We start from the raw sequence: 23,953 nt of genomic DNA, 5'->3' as shown, positions 1-23,953 counted from the left end.
CACCTTTATTCCCGCTTTGTCGTATAGCGTGATAGGAATAATATACTATCACTATATATCGAAACAAAATGGGAATCATTATTAAGATTTTATTGACGGGTGTAGCCGCCCTTATTGGAGCCTATATTTTGCCTGGTGTGCAGATCGACGGTTTCGGGTCGGCTTTGATCCTGGCTGTAGTACTGGCCTTGCTCAACGCCGTTGTTCGTCCGATCCTGGTTATCCTGACGATACCTGTGACTGTGCTGACACTCGGTCTGTTCTTGCTGGTCATCAATGCGCTGATCATCCTGTTAGCTGATTCCCTTGTGGGTGGCTTTAATGTGGATGGTTTTCTCTGGGCCCTTGTCTTCAGTTTGGTGCTTTCACTGATTGAAGCGCTATTGGATATGATTTTCTAGCATCCGAACCTTGCAAAAACAGAAAAGCCCCTGGTGTAAATCAGGGGCTTTTCTGTTTTCATTGTTTTGATCGTTTACCGGGTCATCCAGGCTTCGCAGGCGTCCGCACACTCACGGCAGGCGTCCGCACATTTCTGGCAATGGTCATGGTCATGCTTGCGGCACTCCTCTTCGCATAGGCGACAAATCTCGATACACTCTTTCATAACGTGCTTGGCATGGGCCGAGTCGCGGGCTACAAAGCGTGCTGTGATGGTACAGATGTCTGCGCAGTCGCGGTCCAGCATGATGCAGCGCACCATCATTTTTACATTATCTTCCTGCAGACAGGCAGTTGCGCAGGCTTCACAGGCAGTGATACATTTTATGAGCACATGCTCTAATTCATTTGTTCTCTCTGATTTCATAGTTTACAGGTTATAAGGTTTATACTCTAATTAAAGTACGGCTGCATAAAGTCATTGTTTATTTATTGACTAAGCACCACCAAAACAGGAACCTATTTCACACCGATTATGGTTAACTTTGGGTTTAGTACAGCAATTCTATTTCGTATCGTTACACTTTCTACAGAGCATGAGTTTAGGTATAAGAGAAGCACGTGAGGCATTAAAACTGTATTTTGGCTATGAGCAGTTCAGGCCCATGCAGGAGCAGATCATCACGAATATTCTACAGCAGAAAGACGTAGTGGTGCTGATGCCGACCGGTGGCGGAAAATCTGTCTGTTATCAGGTGCCTGCCGTGGTGATGCCCGGTCTATGCGTAGTAGTTTCTCCCTTGATCGCCCTGATGAAAGACCAGGTGGAAGCGCTCCTGGCAAACGGTATACCTGCCGCATACCTGAACAGCTCCCAGACAGCAGATGAACAGTACCAGATTGAGGAGAAGAGCCTGGCAGGTCAGATCAAATTGCTGTATGTTTCTCCGGAAAAATTACTTTCCGCTGGCTTTTTCTCTTTCCTGAAACGGTTGCAGGTATCCCTTTTCGCTGTAGATGAGGCCCACTGTATCTCGGCTTGGGGACATGACTTCAGACCAGAGTATACCCAGCTTCGCGCCCTCAAGCAGCAGTTCCCTGCTGTACCTGTGGTAGCGCTGACTGCTACAGCTGATAAGCTGACCCAGAAAGACATCCAGGAGCAGCTCCAGCTACGACAGCCTGAAGTTTTTGTAGCTTCATTTGACCGGCCAAACATTAACCTCATGGTGCTGCCCGGCCAAAACAGATTCAATAAGATCACCGATTTCCTCTCACGCCGACATGGCCAGCCGGGCATTATCTATTGTCTGAGCCGAAAAGCGACTGAAAGCCTGGCAGGCAAGTTGCGCGAAAATGGCTACAACGCTACATTTTATCATGCCGGTATGAGTGCCCAGCAGCGTTCAAAAGCCCAGGAATCGTTTTTGCGTGACGATGTGCAGATCGTTTGCGCCACCATCGCATTCGGTATGGGGATTGACAAGTCGAATGTACGTTGGGTGATTCATTACAACTTGCCTAAAAATGTAGAAGGCTATTATCAGGAGATCGGACGTGCCGGTCGTGATGGTGCCAAATCGGATGCACTCCTGTTTTACAGTTTCGCTGATGTGATGAATTTGCGCACCATGCTGTCAGATAATGATAAGTCGCAGAATGAGCTGCAACTCGTTAAGCTGGAGCGTATGCAGCAGTTTGCTGAAGCCACCTTCTGTAGAAGACGAATTTTGCTGCAGTACTTCGGGGAGCAGATGAGCAAGGATTGTGGCAACTGCGATATTTGCCGTAATCCTCCCAGTCGATTTGACGGGACTTTAATTGCACAGAAAGCATTGTCAGCTATAGCGCGTTCACAGGAAAAGCTCAACATGAGCCTGCTGGTAGATGTATTGCGCGGCTCACGCAATAGCCAGGTAATGGCAGGCGGCTACGACCGCATCAAAACGTATGGTGCCGGACGTGACATTGGCACCCTGGACTGGCACCGTTATCTGCACCAAATGCTCAATGCAGGCTTGGTAGAGCTTGCCTATGACCAGAATTATACCTTGAAACTGACCGAGCAGAGCAGGCAGGTACTATTTGATGGACGCAAAATAGAACTGGTTAAGTTCGAGGACGCCAAGCAACAGACAGAAACCTTACAGAGAGAAAAACCGAAAAGAGAAATTATCAAGGATGCGCTGTTCGAGCGACTGCGTGCTTTGCGAAAGCGCCTGGCAGACGAGCAGAATGTGCCTCCTTACGTTGTATTTACAGATAGTACGCTGCAGGAAATGGCAGCAGAAAAGCCGGCGAATCGCATCGCAATGTTGGCGATCAGTGGGGTCGGAGCTCAGAAGTTTGAGCGCTACGGGCATAATTTTATCAATGAGATCATCGCCTTTCTGACAGAAGAGCAGGCAAAAGGCAGTGCAATCAAAGGGGCTACCCATTTAGTTACTTGGGAGGCTTATCAGCAGGGGCTAAGTCCAGAAGAGATTGCAAGACGACGTAATCTCAATCCTGTCACTATCTATTCGCACCTGGCTACTTTGCTGGAACAGGGTTACGATGTGCCTGTGCACGATTTTGTTTCAAAGCGAGAATACGAGTCTATCGTCGAAGCGATTGAGAGGCTTGGCAAAGATGCCAAACTGAAGGATTTGTATGAACACCTGGAGGAACGCTATGAGTACTTTAAGATTCGGCTTTCGCTAGCCATGCACAAAATGCAGTACGCCTGGTAGTTTTCAGGTATAGTCAACAAAAAGAAGGCCGTCCAAATCTGGACGGCCTTCTTTTTTATAGTAATAAGGAGTATGAATTATTACTCTACAGAAGCGATTGGATCTGGCCAGCTGTCTTTGTCACCGTTTACGATACCTTGTGAGAACACCTCGCCACGAAGCAACAGGATACCAGCCACGTGAGGCGCAGCATAGGAAGTGCCGCTTCCGACGCTACCGATACCACCACCAATGCGGGTAGATGTTACGCTTACACCAGGAGCTGTATAATCAACAGGTGCGCCATAGTTGGAGCTTGACCAGAAGTTCTGGTAACGGTCCATCGCAGACACTGTGTATACTCCCGGGGCATTCACACGGGCCGGAGAATTAACAGAGCAGTCTACAGCGCTATTGCCAGCTGCGATTGCAAACAGGATGCCTCTGCCAGCTGCAGTAGTAACGGCATTGTCAAGTGTGCTGGAGATGCCACTACCCAGGCTCATGTTTACCACATCACCAGGCTTGGCCATGTTGATCACATAGTTTACGGCACTGATGGCACGCGACACAGTGCCATATCCTGTGTTATCAAACACACGCAGAGCTACAACATTTGCATTTGCAGCTACGCCCACCATGCCAGTACCATTGTTTTTGGCGGCGATAATACCGGATACATACGTACCATGACCGAAGCCGTCTTCAATAGAAGCATCACCATAAATAAGTGACGTACTGCGCTGGAAGTCTACATTCAGATCAGGGTGATCGGTATCTATACCTGAGTCAATTACCCACACCGTTTTGCCAGTGCCGTCTCCGTAGCCATTCATGGCTATGTGCCAAGGCAGGGTCTCACCTGCAAGGGGAGTTATTTTAGCATATGGGCTGCTGATTGGCTGCTCAGGCTGTGGCTCTGGTTCTGGCTCTGTTGGAGTCGGCTCAGTCGGAGTTGGCTCTGTTGGAGTTGGTTCAGTAGGTGTCGGCTCAGTCGGAGCAGGTTCGGTAGGAGTTGGTTCTGACGGGGCTGGCTGGGTAGGTGCAGGCTCTGTGTTTTTATTCTTTCCATTGCCATTGCCATTACCATTGCCATTACCATTACCATTGCCATTCGTCGTTGTTTTGTCGTCTTTCGTTTTGCCGTTGCCTTTCGTTGTCGTATTGTCAGTACCCGGCTTTGCAAGCATAATAATACGGTCTTGTTCAACGTAGGCTACTTCCTGGTTTTTGCGCAACTGATCTAACTGTTCTTTAGAGAGTCGGGCTGCAAAACCGTTTACATTTCCTTCAAAAGTTTGTTGTATAGCTTCACGCTCAATTCCTGCTGTAAGCAGCAGTCGTTCACGAAGGGCAACGGTTGCGGTGCGGCCGGCTATGGTCATGGCACTTACACCGGTTGCGTTTAAGTTATTTCCTCCATTTTTAAATACTACAATGTACTGGCCAGGTATAGCCTGTCCATGTTGAGTATCGACCTGAACAGAATCAGTCTGAAACTGCTCTTCCATGAAGTCCTCTTTCTGACAGCTTGAGAGGGTGAATACTGACGCCAGAGCTAAACCTGACAACGCCTTTAATAGTGTAGAATTGTTCATCATATAAGTTTGGTTGGATTGGGTAAATTATTGTATTAAAATTTTCACAATGCCTCGTAACAACGCGAGATTTTGAAAAGTTTAGAGATGCGATAAAATTGTAAAAATTTTATGCTGTTGATGGATTAAATAGGGCGTAGTATTCCTGTCTACATTTTTAAATGTGGATTCTTAAAGATGTGGCTCATGTAATGAGCCCGGCAGGATGTGAAGGTTTAGTAGATTTTAATCATATAATATGCGTTAAGGTTTACTTTTCACGAAAGATAATTGGATAAAAAGTAAGTTTGCAAACTTTATGGTAAATAAATTTTAATAGGACTATTTGGTGTATGTATTAAATCGATTTAAATGATTATGCACTACTACAATTGTACTTTGTGGTTGTATATTAGTTTTTGCAAATATCACTGAAATTCATGCCAATTATTTGCTAATAAAATTAGTATAATACGTATAAATTTAGTAAGTTTACATGCCAGCACCCAGTGTGCTCTATTATTATCAGGACACGAACAAAGAAGAACAGTGGAAAAGGTAACATCGAATATAAGACACCTTCGGAAGCAGGCCGGCTATACCCAAGCGCAGCTTGCCGAGAAATTAGAGATCAAGCGTTCGTTGGTGGGAGCGTACGAGGAGGGAAGGGCAGAGCCAAAACTAAGCACGCTGGTCAACGTTGCGCGTCTTTTTGAGGTTTCTCTTGATGAACTTATTACTGCTGACTTATCTGATCCGGCTTACAAACCTGAACCAGGTCAGGCCGGTGGTGGTAAACTGCGGGTATTAGCCATTACGGTAGATCAGGAAGATCGAGAAAATATAGAGTTGGTTCCTTATAAGGCAAGTGCCGGCTACCTGAACGGTTATGCCGATCCTGAGTTTATTGAGGAATTGCCTCGTTTCCGCCTTCCTACCCTGGGCAGCGGCGGGACTTACCGTGCCTTTGAGATCAGTGGTGACTCTATGTTGCCTCTGGCTTCAGGTACTGTCATTGTTGGCCGTTTTGTTGAGGACTGGAGTACGTTAAAGGATGGTACTCCCTGTATCATTGTCAGTGGTAAAGAGGGGGTCGTGTTCAAGCGGGTCTATAATAAAGTGAAAGAGGCTTCTACCTTGCGCCTGCACTCTGACAATCCGCTCTACTCTCCTTACGAGTTGCCAGTTGATGATGTAGTGGAAATCTGGGAAGCCAAATCTTATATCAGTTCTACTTTCCCGATTGCTGATATTTCACTTGATAAGCTGTCATCCATTGTGCTTGATCTGCAGAAGGAGATGCTTAAACTGAAAAAAGCTTAATGCTTTAACAGCACTTTAAGGTATTGTATAAACAGCGCATCCTGCTTCTGATAGGGCAGGATGCGCTGTTTTAGCGCAGTTTTATGCGACCAGTTAACTACAAACGCCATTATCCGTAAAGGCATAGCATAAAACAAAAGCGCGATATGATACGATTAATTACCGCTTCCCAAAGATATGAGGCCCAGGTGGAGGGCTGGCTCCGTTCCCACTATCTCTTCTCTTTTGCAGATTATTATGATCCGGAAAACATGGAGTTCGGTCCACTGCGCGTCTTTAATGATGATTACGTAAGTCCACGCTCGGGTTTTCCAACCCATCCTCATTCTGAATTAGAGATTGTGACCATTGTACTGTCAGGAGATCTGACTCACAAGGACAACATCGGAAATGAGACAACGGTGTCTCCGGGCCAGGTACAGCGTATGACGGCTGGCACTGGTGTGAGCCATTCTGAAACAAACGATACAGATGATGAGATCCACCTGCTTCAGCTATGGTTTATGCCAAACAAGCGAGGGCTTGCACCATCCTATGAAGTGATGGATGTAGGGTTTCTGAAGGCAAAAGACGAGCTTATACCTTTGGTAACAGGTCAGAAGGTACTGGAAGATGTCACTTACATCAACTCCAATTCCACGGTTTACTATGGCAGCGTATCGCAGGGAGAGGAAATAACTTTCAGAACATTCAAGATTCGTAGAACACTGATCTATGTACTAACAGGAAGCCTGCTCGTTAATAATGTCGAAGCTGACAGCCATGACCAGATCAGACTTGATGAGCAGGAGGTGATTGCCATCCGGGGAACTGCAGATGCCACTTTTATCCTGGTGGATGTTCCTGCTCTTGAGGCGAACTACTAATAGATTTCATTATCAATAAAGCGGTGGGCAGGTCATCTAATGGCCTGACCACCGCTTTATTGATTTTTACTCATTGTCATCACCTGGAGTAGCAATAGCTTCCTGAAGAAGGTGCTCGTCCAGGTGTTTACTTGTCTTGGCTCCTAACTCCCGCAATATCTCCACTCTGCGAATCAGGTTGCCTTTACCTTCGGTTAATTTATTCATGGCCCCGTTATAGGCACTTTGGCTTTGTTCCAGGTGGCGCCCGACCGTTTTGAGATCTTCCACAAAACCCACAAACTTATCATAGAGCTTCCCACTTTCCTCTGCAATCTTCAGCACGTTTCTTTTCTGGTCTTCCTGCCGCCATACGCCAGCCACCGTGCGCAAAGTGGCCAGTAGGGTAGAGGTGGTTACCAGCACAATGTTTTTGTCAAAGGCATCTGTAAAAATGTTCTGGTCGTGCTGCAGTGCCAGGTTAAAAGCCGGCTCAATGGGAATGTACATCAGCACAAAGTCCGGAGAGTTTATGCCGCTCAGGCGGTGGTAGTTTTTGCGGCCAAGATCAGTGTAGTGTGTCCGGATAGAACTGATGTGACTGCGCAGGTATGTCTCCAACTGCGCCTCATCATCACAACTGCAGTAGGCTTCATAAGCCACCAGCGAAAGCTTGGAGTCGATCACCAGGTGCTTGGAGTCAGGCAATCGCACGATCACATCGGGCCGGTATACCTTCTGCTCGTCATTCTGCCGCACCTCTTCACGCTCGTAGTGCACGCCCTTGCGTAAGCCGGATTTTTCAAGGAGGCTTTCCAACAGGTATTCGCCCCAGTTGCCCTGCGTCTTACTTTCGCCTTTCAGGGCTTTCGTCAAATTGAGCGCATCCTGACTCATTTGCTGATTCAGGGCCGACAACTGGTTGATCTGTTCTTTCAGCGAAATGCTATCCTTCAGTGTTTTCTCATAGGTAAGATCTACTTTAGCCTCAAACTCACGGATGCGTTCTTTAAGTGGTGTAAGGATCCGTTCGAGATTTTCAGAAGAAGCCTTATTGAAATGCTCGGCATTGGTCATGAGCACCTGGTTAGAGATATGCTGGAACTGCTGCAGGAATTTTTCTCGCAATTGCTCCAGTTCCCTGGCCTGCTCATGCATGCGCTGGTGTAGGTGTTCGTAGTCTGTTTCCGTCTTGGTCAGCGCATTGGTCAGCTCAATTGTTTCTGTCTGGGCCTCCCTCAGCTGGTTTTTCAGGACTTCCGCTTCCTGTGCCTGGTGCCGGGCCTGGCCCTCCAAAACGCCCTGCGCTACCACTGCCTGATTAAACTTATCTTGCAGTGCATTTATTTTGCCCTTCATAGCCAGATACGTTACAACGAGACCAGTTAGAAATGCTGCTATACCTACCAATATCTCCATACAGTAAAGGTATGTTTTTTTAGCATTTCAAACCAGATGCTAACCTTTTTAGTTTTCAGGAGCCTTCCAAATGATTGGTAGCATTCCACTCTGCATAAAATTGGGCCAGGAAATCCTCCATATAACGGTGGCGCTTTTCAGCCATTTCGCGGGCAGTAGGGGTGTGCATCCGGTCTTTGAGGAGCAGCAGCTTTTCGTAGAAATGGTTGATGGTGGGTGCTGTGTTTGATTTATAGGCTTCAAAATTATCATGAAGCACAGGGACTATGGCTGGGTTGTACAGTTCGCGTCCTTTATGACCGCCGTAGGCAAAGGTGCGGGCTATACCTATAGCGCCAATGGCATCGAGCCGGTCTGCATCCTGCACGATACGGCCTTCCAGGGTAGGCATTTCTGAAGAGGTACCCGCTCCTTTATAAGACAGGCCACTGACAATGGCACAGATCTCGGCAATCAGTTCTTCATTTACCTGCATCTTCTCAAGCCATTCCCGCACCATGCGCGGCCCCACGGTGTGGTCGCCATTATAAAACTTATGATCGCCGATGTCGTGCAGCAGTGCCGCTAGCTCTACTTTAAAGGTATCGGCTCCTTTTTCCTGTGAGGCAATGTAAAGGGCGTTTTTCCATACTCGGTAGATATGCCACCAATCATGGCCGGAGCCTTCGCCTTCCAGTTGTTCTCTTACATAGTTTGCGGTTGCGTCGATTATGGCTTGTTGCTGCATGGTATGAGGTATATTTCCCAAAACTGCGAAATATCCTGCAAAGGCACAAAGGCGGTTCTATACCTTTATACCTGACGCAGCTTCAGCGGCTATAGCTTGTATGGTCGGTATTGGTAACAAATCCAGCTCGAGCAGCTCAGCCCAGGTGTTCAGGTATAGCACCACATCGTCTCGCTCGTTGTGTTTTAAGTAGCGTCTGTCAGGCGGCAGCATCTCGATAACTTTGGCATCGGAGAGTCGCTCCAGGTGAGCCAGGTCATCTTTGGTGAGTCCCCAGGAGAGCATTTGGTCGATGATCTCATCCATAGGAAAACCGCTTTGCGGGCAGTAGTCCCGCAGCTGTTCGCTCCAGTCGCCATGTCGCCACATGGCTGCTCCATGTATGTAACCCTTTTCAAGTTGGGTAATGGTTTGGGCCAGGTGGCCGCAATTGCAGCTGCCCATATGACCCCATTGGTAGTTGGCGCCTTGTGCCAGTCGCTTGGCTGTCTGACGAATAGCTGCCACCAGTTGTGCTGAACTTCTTGCCATATGCTTTATGCTTAAAGGTGAACGTGTTAAGGGAGGTATCATCTCCTTCTATTATAAAACGGCAGATACTCCAAAGGTTATGAATGTAAGCCTGATTTTCATAGCTCCCCCGGGCTTTATACCTTTGCAGCTATACCTTCTCACTTGCAAGTCAACCATCATGCGTACTATACCTGCCATATTTTTTATTCTGTTGCTCTCTCTCTTGTATACTACTCCAGAGGCTGATGCCCAGATTCTAAATATTGAACGTTCGAGGGTAGAGCGTGATACGGCTGATTTTCTGACAGGCAAGGCAGGGCTTAACTTTTCGATGTTCAACCGCAATGCGGGTCGTAACAACCCTAACAACTTTCTGCAGCTGACTTTCAACGGGGACCTGGCGTATATTTCCAAAAATCATACTTACCTGCTGCTCAACTATTATAACTACCTGCTGGTAAACTATGACTCACGCGAAATGCGCAATACCGTAGCCAGCAATGGTTACTCGCATTTCAGAGTGAATCTGTTTAGTCGCCGCAAGATGTCTTATGAGCTTTTTACCCAATACCAGACAGACCTGGCCCGAGGACTGGAGCGGCGTATTTTGACAGGCGGTGGATTGCGATGGCTACTTTATCGCACTGACAATACTTCCTGGTTTGCGGGCACAGGGTTGATGCACGAGCACGAAAGCTGGAAAGATCCGGAGCAGGAAGGTGTAACCCGTGTGGCGGATTTGCTCAAGTCGACTAATTACATCAGTCTGCGCTCCAAATTATCAGAGCATGTGGAGACAAATAACATAGCCTATTTTCAGACGGGTTATGACGATGATATCAGCCGGTTCCGTAATCGCATCAGCGGTGATTTGGGGCTGACCGTGCGGTTGGTAGGTCGTGTATCGATGCGCACCAACTTCAACTTCACCTACGAGGACAGACCCATTGTTCCTGTTACAAAATTTATCTACGCCATCACGAATGGACTGCAGGTTGATTTTTAGCAATTAGCCAATTCATAACAGTAAGTGCAGTATTTGCACCGCTCATTCCTAAGTTTATATCAATCTTTTTTAATATTATTTGCATTGAGTTAAACAATGCAGTCGACTTTGGCGTAAGCTGCGTCATGGGATATGTGTTACGAGCAAGTGCCTGCTGTGCATTTAAGTAATTTTCCCGCTATCAGAACGCACAATTCTGATTCGTGACGTTAAACAATATAACTGGTAAGTCCAGCGTGCTTCAACTGCACACATTTGTACTTTTTTATCGATGGAAAAAACTTCTAAAATCTACATTGCTGGCCACCGGGGCATGGTAGGCTCTGCCATTCTGCGCCGTTTGGAGGCCGATGGGTATACAAACATCATTACAAGAACTTCTTCTGAACTGGACCTGCGCAACCAGCAGGCTGTACAGGAGTTTTTTGAGAACGAGCAGCCAGACTACGTGTTTCTGGCTGCCGCCAAGGTAGGGGGCATTCACGCCAACAACACCTTCCGGGCAGAGTTCCTGTATGACAACCTGATGATCGAGGCCAACATCATCCACGCCGCACACCTGAGCGGGGTGAAGAAGCTGATGTTCCTGGGATCCTCCTGCATCTACCCGAAAATGGCCCCGCAGCCCCTCAAGGAAGAATACCTGCTCACCGGACCGCTGGAGCAGACAAACGAGCCCTACGCCATTGCCAAAATAGCGGGCATCAAGCTTTGCGAATCCTACCGCGACCAATACGACAGCAATTTTATCAGCGTGATGCCGACCAACCTTTACGGCTATAACGACAACTATGATCTTCAAAATTCGCATGTGCTGCCGGCCCTGATCCGAAAAATACATGAGGCCAAAGACAACGGCGCACCCACTGTTACCGTATGGGGTACGGGCAGTCCGAAACGCGAGTTCCTGTTTGCCGATGATCTGGCAGCCGCCTGTGTATACCTGATGGACAATTACGACGGTCGCGAGCTCGTAAATATTGGAACAGGGGAGGACATCTCCATCAAGGACCTCGCCCTGCTGATCAAAGAGGTGATAGGCTATGAAGGCGAGCTGGAGTTTGATACGTCGAAGCCGGATGGTACGCCCCGCAAGCTGATGGATGTGGGCAAACTGCACAGCCTAGGTTTCAAACATAAAATTGAACTGCGAGAAGGTATAGCACTGGCCTATGCCGATTTCAAAGAAAAATACGTGACTGCTTAGTCATACCTTATATACAACCATAAAAAGAGAATTACATTAAACAAGTATATCACATGAAGACAGCCCTTATCACTGGCGTAACCGGACAGGACGGTGCCTACTTAGCGGAGCTTTTACTGAGCAAAGGATATAAAGTACACGGTGTGAAGCGCCGTAGCTCGATGTTCAACACAGAGCGCATCGATCACCTCTACCAGGACCCACACGAGAAGAACATCAACTTCAAGCTCCACTACGGTGACCTGACCGACTCGACCAACCTGATCCGTATCATCCAAGAAACGCAGCCGGACGAGATCTACAACCTGGCCGCTATGAGCCACGTGAAGGTGAGCTTTGACACACCAGAATATACCGCCAATGCTGACGGCTTGGGCACACTACGTATACTCGAAGCCATCCGCATCCTGGGGCTGACAAACAAAACAAAGGTATACCAGGCTTCCACTTCAGAGCTCTACGGTCTGGTGCAGGCCGTACCGCAGACGGAGACCACGCCGTTCTACCCGCGCTCTCCTTACGCAGTGGCCAAGCTTTACGCTTACTGGATCACGGTGAACTATCGCGAAGCTTATGGCATGTTTGCTTGCAACGGCATCCTCTTCAACCACGAATCACCACTTAGAGGCGAGACCTTCGTGACGCGCAAGATCACCCGCGCAGCCGCCCGTATAGCGATGGGTCTGCAGGACGGCTTATACCTGGGTAACCTGGACGCCAAACGTGACTGGGGCCATGCCAAGGACTACGTAGAAGCTATGTGGCGCATCCTGCAGCAGGACGAGCCGGAGGACTTCGTGATTGCCACCGGCGTGACCACTACTGTGCGTGACTTTGTGAAGATGTCATTTGCCGAGGTGGGCATCGAGATCGAGTTCAAGGGCGAAGGCGTGGACGAGAAGGGCTACGTAGCCGCCTGCAACAATCCGGAGTACCAGATCGAGATCGGCAAAGAGGTGGTATGTGTAGATCCGAATTACTTCCGTCCGACTGAGGTGGAGCTGTTGATCGGTGATGCGACCAAGTCGAAGGAGAAACTGGGCTGGACGCCGAAGTACGACCTGCCGGCGCTGGTAAAAGACATGATGCAGAACGACATCGAGCTCTTCAAGCGCGACACTTATCTCATGGAAGGCGGTCACCGCATCCTGAACTACCACGAGTAATACAGTATTATAGCACTCAAAGAAAAAGGCAGTTCCGTATAACGGGGCTGCCTTTTTTGTTTTTCTGGCGTTATACCTTATTTATTTTATAAAAGATATTTAATTCAGCTTTGAGGCTAATCTATACGCTGAGTTATTAGATGCTCCTTTGTAATGTGAAGGTGTCTCAAGGTATAGTAAGTATAAACTCAAATTGAATTAAACTGTTACCTCGAATGAAATGAGTAATCTGAAATATCTCATTTTTCTCTCAACACTCCCGATTTCTCCTAAGAGTCGAAATGCTTGAGTTAATGCCGATAGATCACGATTTGTTTGAACCTACATAGGTATAGGTATAGGTATAGGATAGGTATAGGTATAGGCAGTAGAAGGGGAGAGGCTATAAACGCAAAAAGCCCTTGCTTTCACAAGAGCTTTTAAGCGGTCTGGACGGGACTCGAACCCGCGACCTCCGCCGTGACAGGGCGGCATTCTAACCAACTGAACTACCAGACCAAATGTTTTTCGATAACGCTATCCGTTAAAGTGTCACAAATGTAGAGGGTAAATTTTGATTCTGCAAGTGTAGGTACATATTTTGGCGCTATATTTTTGCCTTAAAAACGTAACTTGCTCAAAACCAAATATTCTTTTTTTGTAATAGACGATAATTTTCGAAGATTGGCAATTCAGTAACTGTAATCTATTAAATTTGTGCTTCAATCAGCAATGAGGAATTATGCTTTTGGATTTTGAACAACCTATAGCGGCCCTGGAGGGCAAACTGCAGGAAATGAAAAAACTGGCCAGCGAAAGCCAGGTAGACGTTTCGGAAGCAGTCAAAGCGCTTGAAGAAAAGATAAAGACGCTCAAGAAAGAGACCTATGCCAACTTGACCCGTTGGCAGCGTGTCCAGCTTTCCCGCCACCCGGACAGGCCCTATACCCTGGATTATATTGCAGGTTTAACATCTAAATTCGTGGAGTTGCACGGTGATCGTACCGTAAGCGACGACAAAGCCATGGTAGGTGGGTTTGGTGAAGTAGATGGACGCAGCATTATGTTTATTGGTCAGCAGAAAGGCCGTAACACGAAGCAGCGCCAGATGCGCAACTTTGGTATGGCCAACCCGGAAGGATATCGTAAGGCGCTTCGTCTCATGAAAATGGCTGAGAAGTTTGGTCGCCCGATCGTTACTTTCATCGATACACCGGGTGCCTTTCCTGGTCTGGAGGCGGAAGAACGTGGACAGGGCGAGGCAATTGCCCGCAACCTGAAAGAGATGTTCATGCTGAAAGTGCCGGTGATCTGTATCATTATAGGAGAGGGCGCCTCTGGTGGTGCGCTGGGTATAGCAATCGGCGACCGTGTCATGATGCTCGAGAACACCTGGTACTCTGTGATATCGCCTGAGTCTTGCTCCTCTATACTCTGGCGCAGCTGGAATTACAAAGAGCAGGCTGCCGAAGCACTGAAACTGACAGCTACCGACATGCTGCAGCACAAACTGATTGACGGAATTATCAAGGAACCACTAGGTGGAGCGCACACAGAACCAGACAAAATGATGCGTACCCTCAAGAAGGAGATCTGCAAAATGCTGGATGAGTTGGACGGTATAGCTCCTGAAGACCGCATCATGCAGCGCATCGAAAAGTTCTCTGCCATGGGCGTGGTTCTGGAAAGCTGATTTTTAGTTTTAGACTTTGAGGATTCCTGAACATCGGTTTCTCATATAGCAAATATATAAGAGGTGGCAGCCTGCAGAGGTTTTGCCACCTCTTTTTGTTTTGGTAACTTTAGGCAGATGACAGTAACCATTTGTAAATACCGCAGTAAAAAGCGGTGCTTGCGATGCTAACTCCTAAACATTGTAACACTATAGAATTATGAAACTACACGTGATCGATACAGGATTTTTTAAGCTGGACGGAGGTGCCATGTTTGGCGTAGTGCCCAAATCTCTGTGGCAGCGTACTAATCCTGCCGATGAAAATAATTTATGTACCTGGGCGATGCGCTGTCTGTTAATCGAGGACGGAGACCGTCTCATCCTGATCGACAATGGCATTGGCGACAAGCAGGATGCCAAGTTTTATAGTCACTACTACCTGCACGGTGACGCTACACTCGAAAAGTCCCTCCATGCTGCTGGCTTTTCCCACAGCGATATAACTGATGTCTTTCTGTCGCACCTGCATTTTGATCACTGCGGCGGTGGGGTGAAATATAAAAACAACGACAGGTCCCTGGAACTGGTATTCCCGAATGCCACCTACTGGTCAAATGCTGATCACTGGAAATGGGCAACAGAGCCGAATGCCCGTGAGAAAGCGTCTTTTTTAAAAGAAAACATAATGCCGATGCAGGAGAGCGGGCATTTACAGTTCGTAGACCCCGACAAACCATCGCCTTTCCCGCAGTTTGATATCTTTTATGCAGACGGCCATACCGATAAAATGATGGTGCCAATCATCTCTTACAAAGGTCGTAAAGTGGCCTTCATGGCTGATCTGCTGCCCTCGACTGGACATATTCCACTGCCTTATGTCATGGGTTACGACACACGCCCTCTGCTGACACTGGATGAGAAAGCCCGGTTTCTGAACATGGCAGCCGACGAGAACTTCGTGTTATACCTGGAGCATGACGCTGTGAATGAATGCTGCACTGTGCAGCACACCGAGAAAGGTGTGAGGCTTGATACAGCTTTCTCATTGAGCGAACTTTAATGAAGCGTATAGGGCTGGCACTTTCGGGAGGCGCTGCCAGGGGCATTGCCCATTTGGGTGTACTCAAGGCTTTTGACGAATTAGGTATAAAGCCAGCCATACTTTCAGGAGTGAGTTCTGGCGCTATAGTGGGCGTGTTCTATGCGGCCGGCTATAGCCCCGATGACACACTGCGTCTAATCAAGGAGCTGCGCATCTATCGCATCATGCGGCTGGCCATTGGGCAGGTGGGCATCCTGCACCTGGATGAGGTGGAAAAGCTCTACCACCGCTACCTGGGTGATCAGGCCACCTTCGAGGACTTGTCTATCCCTATCATTATAGGGGCAACAGATATGCATGCCGGTGTAACCGTTAATTTTTCGAGTGGAAACCTGATCAAGCCCCTGATCGCCTCTTCTGCCGTGCCTGTCCTTTACAGACCGGTACAGTACGAGGGGATGTTGCTCAATGACGGCGGTTTACTGGACAATCTGCCCTTGCAAGCCCTGACAGGAAAGTGTGATTTTAAAATAGGTGTGCACAGCAATCCCCTCAATCACGATGTACGCATTACCAGCCTTCGGAGCATGGTTGAGCGGACGGCTCACCTTGCGATAAATAACAACGTGCAACTACGACGCCATCTCTGTGATTATTTCATTGAACCACCCGCGCTAAAGCATTACAGATTAATGAGTTTCAGTAAAGCGGATGAGCTTTTTGAGATCGGCTATACCTACACGATGAGCATTAAAAAAGAGTTATTGCAGGTAACTATTTCGACCTAGCGGAGTAAGCAGAAAAAACATTTCTTTATCTGATGTTATTCTGTTAATATTAAAAGATAATTTTTAATCTATTTTTAGTGTTGATCGTAAAATCCTGCATATACAACCCCACTCTACTATGCTACAACGTACCTTTATCCTTATTGTAGCCCTACTTTTTATTACTGTTTTTTCGCTTAGGGCCCAGGAAAATGAGAGTTCACTTATAAGAGCTAAAATAAAACATGGCTCTTTGTTGTTAGGCGGTAACCTTCAAGGGAGTTACAAGGTTACCTCCAGTGAACTAAACAATACTGGACAGGAAGTTACTGGTCGCCGGATAGATTTTAACCTGCGAAGTAAGAACGGCTATTTTGTGCGGGAAGACTTAGCTGTTGGCCTCGATCTGAGTGTACTGCACCAGAGTAACAAGATCACTGATGCGACTGATAGTGATCGGGAGCCAAGTAGAGAAACTTTCGTTTTGGCTGGTCCTTTTATCCGATACTACATGCTTAACGGTGTCTTTGGTGAGGTGACCATGCTGGCGGGGCTGAATAATTTTAATGATGTAAACCGCAAGTACAAAGCATTGGAGGGCGGAGTAGGCCTCGGGTATGCATTTTTCATTAACAAGCAATTTTCCCTGGAGCCGGTGCTTTCTGTTCGTTACTTCCGCAAAGTAGACAGAGACGGAAGAGCTTATACCGAATTAGGCCCTATGATTGGCTTTGGTTTGCAGGCTTACTTACTGCGCCAGAAATCACATGTGATTAAACGCGCCCTCTAAGATTCTGTTTTTACTGAGAATACACTATATTTGAAATGCTAATCCATTTGCTCGGCTTGAGTCATGGATTAGCATTTTTTTATAGCCTATTATATGTTAGCAAAAGCAATCTCTAAACTCCTCTTCAAAATTGCAGGCTGGAAACTAAACGGGAACCTGGCTCCAGACCAACGCCGTTGCGTGATGGTAGCCGCACCTCATACCAGTAACTGGGATTTCATTTACGCCCGTGCCGCATTTTACATGATGGAGGCTCCCATCCGTTTTACGATCAAAAAGGAATTCATGAAATTCCCATTTGGCGGTCTTCTCAAATCGATGGGCGCTTTGCCTATTGACCGTTCGAAGAACACGCGCATGGTAGATGCCATGATCAAGATCATAAAGGAAACACCTGGCGATATGTGTGTGCTCGTAACACCGGAAGGCACCCGCAAATACCAACCGCGCTGGCGCTTAGGTTTTTACCATGTTGCAGTAGGAGCCGGTGTGCCCATCGTGCTAGGTTATGTCGATTATGCTAAGAAGGAAGCAGGTATAGGACCGTCCATTTACCCTACGGGTGATATAGAAGCAGATCTGGAGAAAATCAAAGCTTTTTACCGAACCAAGCAAGGCAAATTCCCTGAAAATGGTGTGCTGTGATGTGTTGCATTAAGCTGAATTTCATATGAACATAGAAAGTCTAAGAACCTTTTGTCTGGGGCTGAAAGGTGTAACGGAAGATGTGAAGTGGGGAAATGATCTATGCTTTCTGGTTGGTGGCAAAATGTTTTGTGTCACGAACCTCGAAGGCGCTCCGAGTGTGTCTTTCAAAGTATCTGATGCAGATTTTGATGAACTTTCAACTTCTGTAGGTATAATCCCGGCCCCCTACATGGCCCGTAACAAGTGGGTGCAGGTACAGTCATGGGAGAGGTTAAGTATGCAGGAGTGGGAAACTTATGTTAAACAGTCGTATGAACTGGTGAAATCAAAACTCACAAAGAAGTTGCAAAAAGAGATAGACGCTTAACAGCAATAGTTTCAATCCATTTATAAAGCAGAAGAGCCGCTGATTATCAGCGGCTCTTCTGCTTTATATAAGGTGGCTTTTTAGGCGATCTGCCTTAGATCCACTGGTATAACCCGTGATATACCTGCCTCGATCATGGTGATGCCATACATCACGTCTGTGGAGGCCATTGTGCGCTTGTTGTGTGTTACCACAATGAACTGCGACTCGTTGGAGAAAGTGCGGATGATGTTGTTGAACTTGTCAATGTTGGCATCATCCAGCGGTGCATCCACCTCGTCGAAGATACAGAACGGTGCCGGCTTGAGCAGGTAGATCGCAAATAGGAGGGATATGGCTGTCAACGTCTTCTCACCACCTGACAACTGGTTGATAGTCAGAGGTCGCTTCCCTTTAGGCTGTGCCATGATCTCAATGCGCGAGTCCAGTGGATTCTTTGGATCAGTTAGTACCAGGTCACAGTTATCTTCTTCCGTAAACAGGCTACGGAACACCCGGATAAAGTTCTGCTTGATCTCGTTGAATGAAGACAGGAACTTCTCTTTCGCTACGGTATCGATCTCGTTTATAGTATCAATTAACGCATTTTTGGCGTTCACAAGGTCGTCACGTTGCTCTGTGATAAATCTGTTTCGCTCCTCGATCTCGACATAGGCCTCTGCTGCCATGGCATTCACAGGCCCCATTCTGTCGAGCGACGACTTGATTTCAGAGATGTTCTTGTTCAGTTCCTCATTGCTCAATTGGAACAAGCCATCGTGTTCCATTTCAGGTATAGGCTGCTCCAACTCTGCTGTGGCAATATTGAATTCAGCTCCCAAACGCTCCTGCACCGATACAAGCTTGATGCGCGTATCATTGATGGTCTGCTGCATGCGCATCAGAAGTTCGTCTGCGTTCTGGCGCTTGCGTTGTAGCTCCCGTATGGTCTTGTCCTTCTCATCCAACTCACCGCGCAGACTAAAGTATTTTTTCTCTACGGCATCCAGTTCGTAACCAAATTCACGGCGGGCTTCCACCATGGTCTGCACCAGTGCCTCGTTCTCTTCAATGAAGTCCGTTGCTTCAACCGTTTCTTCTTCGGATTTCTGGAGCTCCTGACGTAGGCCGGCTATGCGCTCCTGGTTGGTCTCTACTGTTTTCTGCTTGTAACTGATTTCCTGCTGCAGGGAGCCAAAGCGGTTTTTGAGCTGGTGGAACTGAATGTTCTCCTGGTTATACATCCCCGAGATCACCGTGATCTGCTCTTGCTGCTGGTTGATCTGCGAGTTAAGCACTGCCAATTGCTCCTCCAACTGCTTCAGTTCCTGCATATCCTCCTCCGCCTGCGGCGATACCTGCTGACTCTGCACGTAGAGGTCGTCGAGGCGCTGCTGCAGTTCCTGCTGCTTCTGATCGAAGTTTTTGCGGTTCTGCTGGTGCTGCTCGTTTTTGATGCGAACTGTGAGCAGGTCCTGTTGTAGTTTGGCAACTTCTTTTTCGAGCTGCTTGATCGCATCTTTCTGAGACTCGCTGCGGTAGTTAAGCAGGATCTGTTGCTGTGCGTTGATACGGCTCTGCATCAATTCCACTTCCTGCTGCAGTTGCTCGAGTTCTTCGGCCAGCTGCTCCAGGTTTTGCTTGCGGCCTAAGCGACTGCCGTCAAACAAGCCTACCGAACCACCTGACAAGCTCAATGGCTTCTTAATAGCAGATCCGTCTTTTAGGATGATCGTACGGTAATCCTCTGCTGAGAAGTCCTCCTCGGATTCGTCACTGATATATACATTGCGCAGCATGTACTTAAGCAGGCTACTATATTTTTTGTCAGCTTTCGTTACCTCAAAAGCTGCTTTCAAGTCACCGTCGCTAAAGGTTGCGGTTGGCTCTAATTCTTCGATCTCGGAGAGGATGATGAAGTTTGCGCGACCTTTGTTGTGCTGCTTGAGCAGTGCGATTGCTTCCACAGCATCCTGCAGCTCATCAACCACAAAGAAGTTCATGTAAGGCTCCAGGTAGCTTTCGATAAGCGACTTGTACTCAGGCTCACATACGATGATATCCGATAGGAGAGGAGCCGGTTTGTTCCAGTCATCGGACTGGGCCAGGTACTTGATCGCCTCCGGAAAACCTTCCATGTTCTCGACCAGCGATTTGGTCAGGTTGTACTGGTTCTGACGAGCGTCACGCTTTCTGTTCAGCGCTACCAGCTGCTCTTTAAGCCCCTCTATATCAGTTTCTGTTTTCTCAATGTTTTGCAGCAGCGACTCTTCTCTGGCCTGTAGGCTCACCATGGAAGAGGTCTTTTCCTCTAGTTCAGCCTGCGCCTCTTGTAGTTGCTCCTGCAGCACGCCTGCGTCTTCTTCAGCAGTAAGTTGTTGTTGACGAAGTTGCTCCAGGTCCTGCGTCAGGTTCTGGATCTGTACCTGGCTAATCTCAAGCGATTTGTTCAGTTGAAAAACGGCATTCTGCTTGCTGCGCTGTTCCTGGGTCAGTTCCTGAAATGCCTCCTGCAAGCTGAACTTCTGCTCATTGGCCTCCTGCAGTTGCTCTTTTAAGGCATTCACCTGCTCTTCGGCACCTGCAAAGCTGTCCTGTACCTGTATCAGTTCATCGCGCAGCTCTACAATGCTTTCCTGTGTATGCTCCAGGTTGGCCGTGTCCTGACTGATCTGCTGGCGCAGCTGCGTCATGCGCTCCTTCAGGAAATTGCTGCGCTCTGATTTGAGTTTTATATCATTCTCCAGCTGGCGCAGTTTAGCAGTCTGAACCTGCATGGTTTTCTGCATCTCGGCCAGTTGCTCCTGTGTCAGGTTCAGTTCGGCTTTCTGGTCGGCTATGGCGTCTTCAGCTTCTGTTACAGCCAGCACATAACCCTCTTTCAACTCCGTCTCACGCTGTACATCCTGGTCCAGGCGCTCCAATGTTTGCTGATACTGGTTGATGTTGCGGCGGGCATATTCCAGGCTGAATTTCTTATAGTCATCCTTTAACTGGAAGTACTTAATGGCCTGTTTTGCCTGACGCTCCAACGTTTTCATGTTCTTGCCAATCTCGAACAGCACGTCTTCCACACGTTCCAGGTCAGCGTCAGTTTCTTCCAGCTTCTTCAGCGTCTGCTTTTTGCGAACACGGAACTTAGAGATACCGGCAGCTTCTTCGAACAACAGTCGGCGGGAGTTCTCCTTGTCGTTCAGGATCTCGTCCACCATCTTGAGCTCGATGATGGCATAGCTGTCGGATCCTATACCTGTGTCGAGGAAGAGTTCATTGATATCTTTGAGGCGGCAGGTAACGCCGTTGAGCATGTACTCGCTGTCACCGTTGCGATAATACTTACGGGTAACGGTTACCTGGGAGTACTCGGTAGGGAGGATGCCCTTGTTGTTGTCGAAAGTGATGGACACCTCGGCCATCTGCACCGGCTTGCGGGTTTTGGAGCCGTTGAAGATGACGTTCTCCATTTTGTCAGATCGCAGGTTACGCGTCTTTTGCTCTCCTAACACCCAACGTATGGCATCGACAATGTTGGACTTGCCGCAGCCATTTGGGCCAACTATACCTGTGATACCTTCATCAAAATTAATGACGACACGGTCGCCAAAGCTCTTGAATCCTTTAATTTCTAATCTTGATACTTGCATTCGCGTCAGCGGAATCTATTCAAACCAAACTCAAAAATAAGACTAATTTGTTTACCATGACGCAAGGGAACAGTATAAATATGCAGGAAGTATGCAGACGGAATACATTATTTCTGCTATATTTGATAAGAGACTGACAGCATGGAAGATTTTAAACTGATTCTATACATATTGGCCATTGTGGCTTATTTCATCTACACGGCCTGGCGCAAAGCCTTCAACACGCCGGACGATGATGGCAGGCCGGCTGCACCCCAGGAACAACCGCCACAGGAGCGTCAAGCCCCTCGGCCCATGCCTACGGCACAAACACAGCCCCGCCAGCAAAGACCCTCGGCACCAGCTACTTCGTTTGAGGACATTCTGCGGGAGATGCAGAGCAAAATGGAGCGTGCCAATGAGAAAAACAGGGCGCCTGTAGAGCAGCCAAAGCCAGTACTGCAGCCGGTTATGCAACCCACCGCCAAGGAACGGGAGCCGAAGCGGGCTTTGTCACTGGAAAATCCGGAGCATGCCCGACTTTACAACCAGCAAAGAAAAGAGCGCATTGCAGCCGCTGATGCCCTGTATGAAGCCAAGAAGCAGGAACGGGTAGCGGTACCTAATGTATATGCTCAACTTTTGCACAATCCGCAGTCCGTTCGTCAGGCGTTTATTCTTTCTGAGATATTCAACAGGAAGCAGTACTAGTGCTTCCTTAAGCTATAAAGTAGGAATGTAATTCACGCTTACTGCTTAGTAAGATAAAACCGATTAGCAAGACTATACCTATAGAAATTCCCTACAAATACTGTGTGAGGGCATAAGCCAGAATGTTGGCTCCCATCTGAAGTGCTTCCTGCCTTTTATTTTCTGGATCATTGTGTACCTCTGCATCCTCCCAGCCGTTTCCTAAGTCTGTTTCATAGCTGTAAAAGCACACTAACCTGCCTTTGTGGATGATACCGAAGCCCTGTGGCGGCTTGTTGTCATGTTCATGTATCTTCGGCAAGCCATTCTTGAAGACATATTTCTGACTGTAGATCGGGTGGTCAAAAGGTAGCTCTACGAATTCGTACTCAGGAAACACTTTCTTCATTTCTTTGCGGATGTACTGGTCCAGCCCATAATTGTCATCGATGTGCAGGAAGCCTCCGCTCGTCAGGTAGTTGCGAAGATTCTGCGCATCGGCATCAGAGAACACCACATTTCCGTGTCCTGTCATGTGCACAAAGGGATAGCTGAAAAGCTCCGGACTCCCGACCTCTACTATACTTTCTTCGGGCGCGATGTTCATGTTCAGATTCTGATTGCAGAACCTGATCAGGTTTGGCAAAGAGGTTTTGTTCGCATACCAGTCTCCGCCGCCGTTATACTTGAGCTTGGCTATTTTAAAGCTGTACTTTTGCTGTGCGCCCAGCGAGCCACAAAGCAGGACAAGGTATAGGAAGAGGAGGGTGCGCTTCATGTATCGATTTTCTTAAGTTTATAACGGGGCGTAAATATCATGTAGTACGTGCAAAGTATGGCAAGCGACCAAGGCGGCCGTCTCGGTCCTCAACCTGCTCTGACCCAGCGTAACAGGCCTTATACCTAGATCATAGGCAGCCTTTATTTCCTTAGGTGAGAAGTCTCCTTCCGGACCGATTAGTATGCAATGCTGTCTGTCTGGTCTGTAGTAGTCCCTGATTGATTTGGTAGCATCGTCTTCCAGGTGCGCTATAAAGGTATCTTCCGGTATGCAGGATTTGATAAAATGCTGGTATGGTGTCAGCTCATTCAATAAGGGAAGGTACCCTTTCTGGGACTGCTTCATAGCACTGACAGCTATTTTCTCGATGCGATCTAATCGAAGTTGTTTACGCTCTGAATGCTCACATTCCAGAAAGGTAATGGCGCTAACACCGATCTCTACGGCTTTCTCTACAAACCACTCGATCCGGTCCATGTTTTTGGTAGGGGCCACTGCGATGTGCACATAGTAGGGGAGTTTGCCATACTCGAGCTGCTTGTCTATTATTTGCAGCTGACAGCGCTTCTGGTGCGCATCCTGAATAATGGCCGTATACATGCCGCCTCGTCCGTCTACCAGGTATACCGTATCCCCCTGATGAAGCCGCAGCACACGCGTGCAATGCTTTGATTCATCTTCAGCCAAGGTATAAATTTCGGAATTGATGTCAGGGGTATAGAATAAGTGCACAGTAG

The 23,953-nt window shown here is 47.8% G+C and carries 22 protein-coding genes and 1 tRNA gene; 14 read left to right on the top strand and 9 right to left on the bottom strand.

Annotated features, from left to right (window positions below):
• The first annotated feature begins 68 nt into the window (after positions 1-68).
• On the top strand, positions 69-401 hold the full coding sequence (locus tag Q1A54_RS07310) for a phage holin family protein (RefSeq protein WP_196115011.1): 333 nt from the start codon (positions 69-71) through the stop codon (positions 399-401).
• Positions 402-475: 74 nt separating this feature from the next.
• Here the strand turns inward: Q1A54_RS07310 and Q1A54_RS07305 are convergent, their stop codons facing one another.
• The gene (locus Q1A54_RS07305; RefSeq protein ID WP_007658239.1) at positions 476-808 is read right to left on the bottom strand and encodes a four-helix bundle copper-binding protein; all 333 of its coding nucleotides are present in this window, start codon (positions 806-808) and stop codon (positions 476-478) included.
• A 169-nt stretch (positions 809-977) separates the two neighbouring features.
• Here Q1A54_RS07305 and recQ point away from each other — a divergent pair, with 169 nt between their 5' ends.
• Positions 978-3,113, top strand: a complete 2,136-nt coding sequence (recQ, locus tag Q1A54_RS07300) for a DNA helicase RecQ (protein WP_196115010.1) — start codon at positions 978-980, stop codon at positions 3,111-3,113.
• Between the two features lie 80 nt (positions 3,114-3,193).
• On the opposite strand, the gene Q1A54_RS07295 is transcribed toward recQ, so the two are convergent.
• Entirely contained in the window at positions 3,194-4,693 is a 1,500-nt protein-coding gene (locus Q1A54_RS07295) for a S8 family serine peptidase (protein WP_299986295.1), read from the bottom strand.
• Positions 4,694-5,218: 525 nt separating this feature from the next.
• Here Q1A54_RS07295 and Q1A54_RS07290 point away from each other — a divergent pair.
• Complete coding sequence (locus Q1A54_RS07290) at positions 5,219-5,992, top strand: LexA family transcriptional regulator (RefSeq protein WP_196115008.1); 774 nt, start codon at positions 5,219-5,221, stop codon at positions 5,990-5,992.
• A gap of 146 nt (positions 5,993-6,138) precedes the next feature.
• Positions 6,139-6,858 carry a pirin family protein gene (locus Q1A54_RS07285; RefSeq protein WP_007653747.1) on the top strand — a complete coding sequence of 240 codons (720 nt, stop codon included), beginning with the start codon at positions 6,139-6,141 and terminating at the stop codon, positions 6,856-6,858.
• A 66-nt stretch (positions 6,859-6,924) separates the two neighbouring features.
• Here Q1A54_RS07285 and rmuC read toward each other — a convergent pair whose 3' ends face one another.
• Genes rmuC through Q1A54_RS07270 form a run of 3 tightly spaced genes read right to left on the bottom strand, consistent with a single transcriptional unit; the run spans position 6,925 to position 9,514 of the window.
• Positions 6,925-8,256 (bottom strand): DNA recombination protein RmuC, encoded by a 1,332-nt coding sequence (gene rmuC, locus Q1A54_RS07280; RefSeq protein ID WP_299986292.1) that lies wholly within the window; start codon positions 8,254-8,256, stop codon positions 6,925-6,927.
• A gap of 55 nt (positions 8,257-8,311) precedes the next feature.
• Complete coding sequence (locus tag Q1A54_RS07275) at positions 8,312-8,983, bottom strand: HD domain-containing protein (protein ID WP_299986291.1); 672 nt, start codon at positions 8,981-8,983, stop codon at positions 8,312-8,314.
• A gap of 57 nt (positions 8,984-9,040) precedes the next feature.
• Complete coding sequence (locus Q1A54_RS07270) at positions 9,041-9,514, bottom strand: hypothetical protein (protein ID WP_299986289.1); 474 nt, start codon at positions 9,512-9,514, stop codon at positions 9,041-9,043.
• 79 nt (positions 9,515-9,593) lie between these two features.
• Here Q1A54_RS07270 and Q1A54_RS07265 point away from each other — a divergent pair, with 79 nt between their 5' ends.
• The 3 genes from Q1A54_RS07265 (at position 9,594) to gmd (ending at position 12,875) form a co-directional block, all read left to right on the top strand.
• Positions 9,594-10,502, top strand: coding sequence for a DUF481 domain-containing protein (locus tag Q1A54_RS07265; protein WP_299986287.1), 909 nt, complete (start codon positions 9,594-9,596; stop codon positions 10,500-10,502).
• 253 nt (positions 10,503-10,755) lie between these two features.
• The gene (locus tag Q1A54_RS07260; RefSeq protein ID WP_299986915.1) at positions 10,756-11,709 is read left to right on the top strand and encodes a GDP-L-fucose synthase; all 954 of its coding nucleotides are present in this window, start codon (positions 10,756-10,758) and stop codon (positions 11,707-11,709) included.
• A 53-nt stretch (positions 11,710-11,762) separates the two neighbouring features.
• Positions 11,763-12,875: a GDP-mannose 4,6-dehydratase gene (gene gmd, locus Q1A54_RS07255; RefSeq protein ID WP_299986285.1), complete on the top strand. Its 1,113-nt coding sequence runs from the start codon at positions 11,763-11,765 to the stop codon at positions 12,873-12,875.
• A 424-nt stretch (positions 12,876-13,299) separates the two neighbouring features.
• Here the strand turns inward: gmd and Q1A54_RS07250 are convergent.
• A tRNA-Asp gene (locus Q1A54_RS07250) sits at positions 13,300-13,373 on the bottom strand.
• A gap of 223 nt (positions 13,374-13,596) precedes the next feature.
• Here Q1A54_RS07250 and Q1A54_RS07245 point away from each other — a divergent pair.
• From Q1A54_RS07245 to Q1A54_RS07220, 6 genes are all read left to right on the top strand, one after another.
• Positions 13,597-14,547, top strand: a complete 951-nt coding sequence (locus tag Q1A54_RS07245) for an acetyl-CoA carboxylase carboxyltransferase subunit alpha (protein WP_299986283.1) — start codon at positions 13,597-13,599, stop codon at positions 14,545-14,547.
• 199 nt (positions 14,548-14,746) lie between these two features.
• Entirely contained in the window at positions 14,747-15,589 is an 843-nt protein-coding gene (locus tag Q1A54_RS07240) for an MBL fold metallo-hydrolase (RefSeq protein WP_299986280.1), read from the top strand.
• A complete protein-coding gene (locus Q1A54_RS07235) occupies positions 15,589-16,359 on the top strand; it encodes a patatin-like phospholipase family protein (protein ID WP_299986278.1) in 771 nt (256 codons plus the stop codon). Before Q1A54_RS07240 ends, Q1A54_RS07235 begins: the two co-directional genes overlap by 1 nt.
• 232 nt (positions 16,360-16,591) lie before the next feature.
• On the top strand, positions 16,592-17,128 hold the full coding sequence (locus Q1A54_RS07230; RefSeq protein ID WP_196114997.1) for a hypothetical protein: 537 nt from the start codon (positions 16,592-16,594) through the stop codon (positions 17,126-17,128).
• 93 nt (positions 17,129-17,221) lie between these two features.
• Complete coding sequence (locus tag Q1A54_RS07225) at positions 17,222-17,773, top strand: 1-acyl-sn-glycerol-3-phosphate acyltransferase (RefSeq protein WP_196114996.1); 552 nt, start codon at positions 17,222-17,224, stop codon at positions 17,771-17,773.
• A gap of 25 nt (positions 17,774-17,798) precedes the next feature.
• Positions 17,799-18,143 carry an MmcQ/YjbR family DNA-binding protein gene (locus Q1A54_RS07220; protein WP_299986274.1) on the top strand — a complete coding sequence of 115 codons (345 nt, stop codon included), beginning with the start codon at positions 17,799-17,801 and terminating at the stop codon, positions 18,141-18,143.
• Between the two features lie 80 nt (positions 18,144-18,223).
• Here the strand turns inward: Q1A54_RS07220 and smc are convergent, their stop codons facing one another.
• Entirely contained in the window at positions 18,224-21,766 is a 3,543-nt protein-coding gene (gene smc / locus Q1A54_RS07215) for a chromosome segregation protein SMC (protein WP_299986273.1), read from the bottom strand.
• Between the two features lie 141 nt (positions 21,767-21,907).
• Here smc and Q1A54_RS07210 point away from each other — a divergent pair, with 141 nt between their 5' ends.
• Positions 21,908-22,456, top strand: coding sequence for a hypothetical protein (locus Q1A54_RS07210; RefSeq protein WP_299986271.1), 549 nt, complete (start codon positions 21,908-21,910; stop codon positions 22,454-22,456).
• Between the two features lie 91 nt (positions 22,457-22,547).
• On the opposite strand, the gene Q1A54_RS07205 is transcribed toward Q1A54_RS07210, so the two are convergent.
• Positions 22,548-23,213, bottom strand: coding sequence for a DUF4159 domain-containing protein (locus Q1A54_RS07205; protein ID WP_299986269.1), 666 nt, complete (start codon positions 23,211-23,213; stop codon positions 22,548-22,550).
• 18 nt (positions 23,214-23,231) lie between these two features.
• The gene (locus tag Q1A54_RS07200; protein WP_007659294.1) at positions 23,232-23,948 is read right to left on the bottom strand and encodes a 16S rRNA (uracil(1498)-N(3))-methyltransferase; all 717 of its coding nucleotides are present in this window, start codon (positions 23,946-23,948) and stop codon (positions 23,232-23,234) included.
• Between the last annotated feature and the right edge of the window lie 5 nt (positions 23,949-23,953).

Source organism: uncultured Pontibacter sp., from assembly GCF_947502515.1.
Taxonomy (GTDB): domain Bacteria; phylum Bacteroidota; class Bacteroidia; order Cytophagales; family Hymenobacteraceae; genus Pontibacter.
This window is presented reverse-complemented; position numbering and strand designations above follow the sequence as displayed.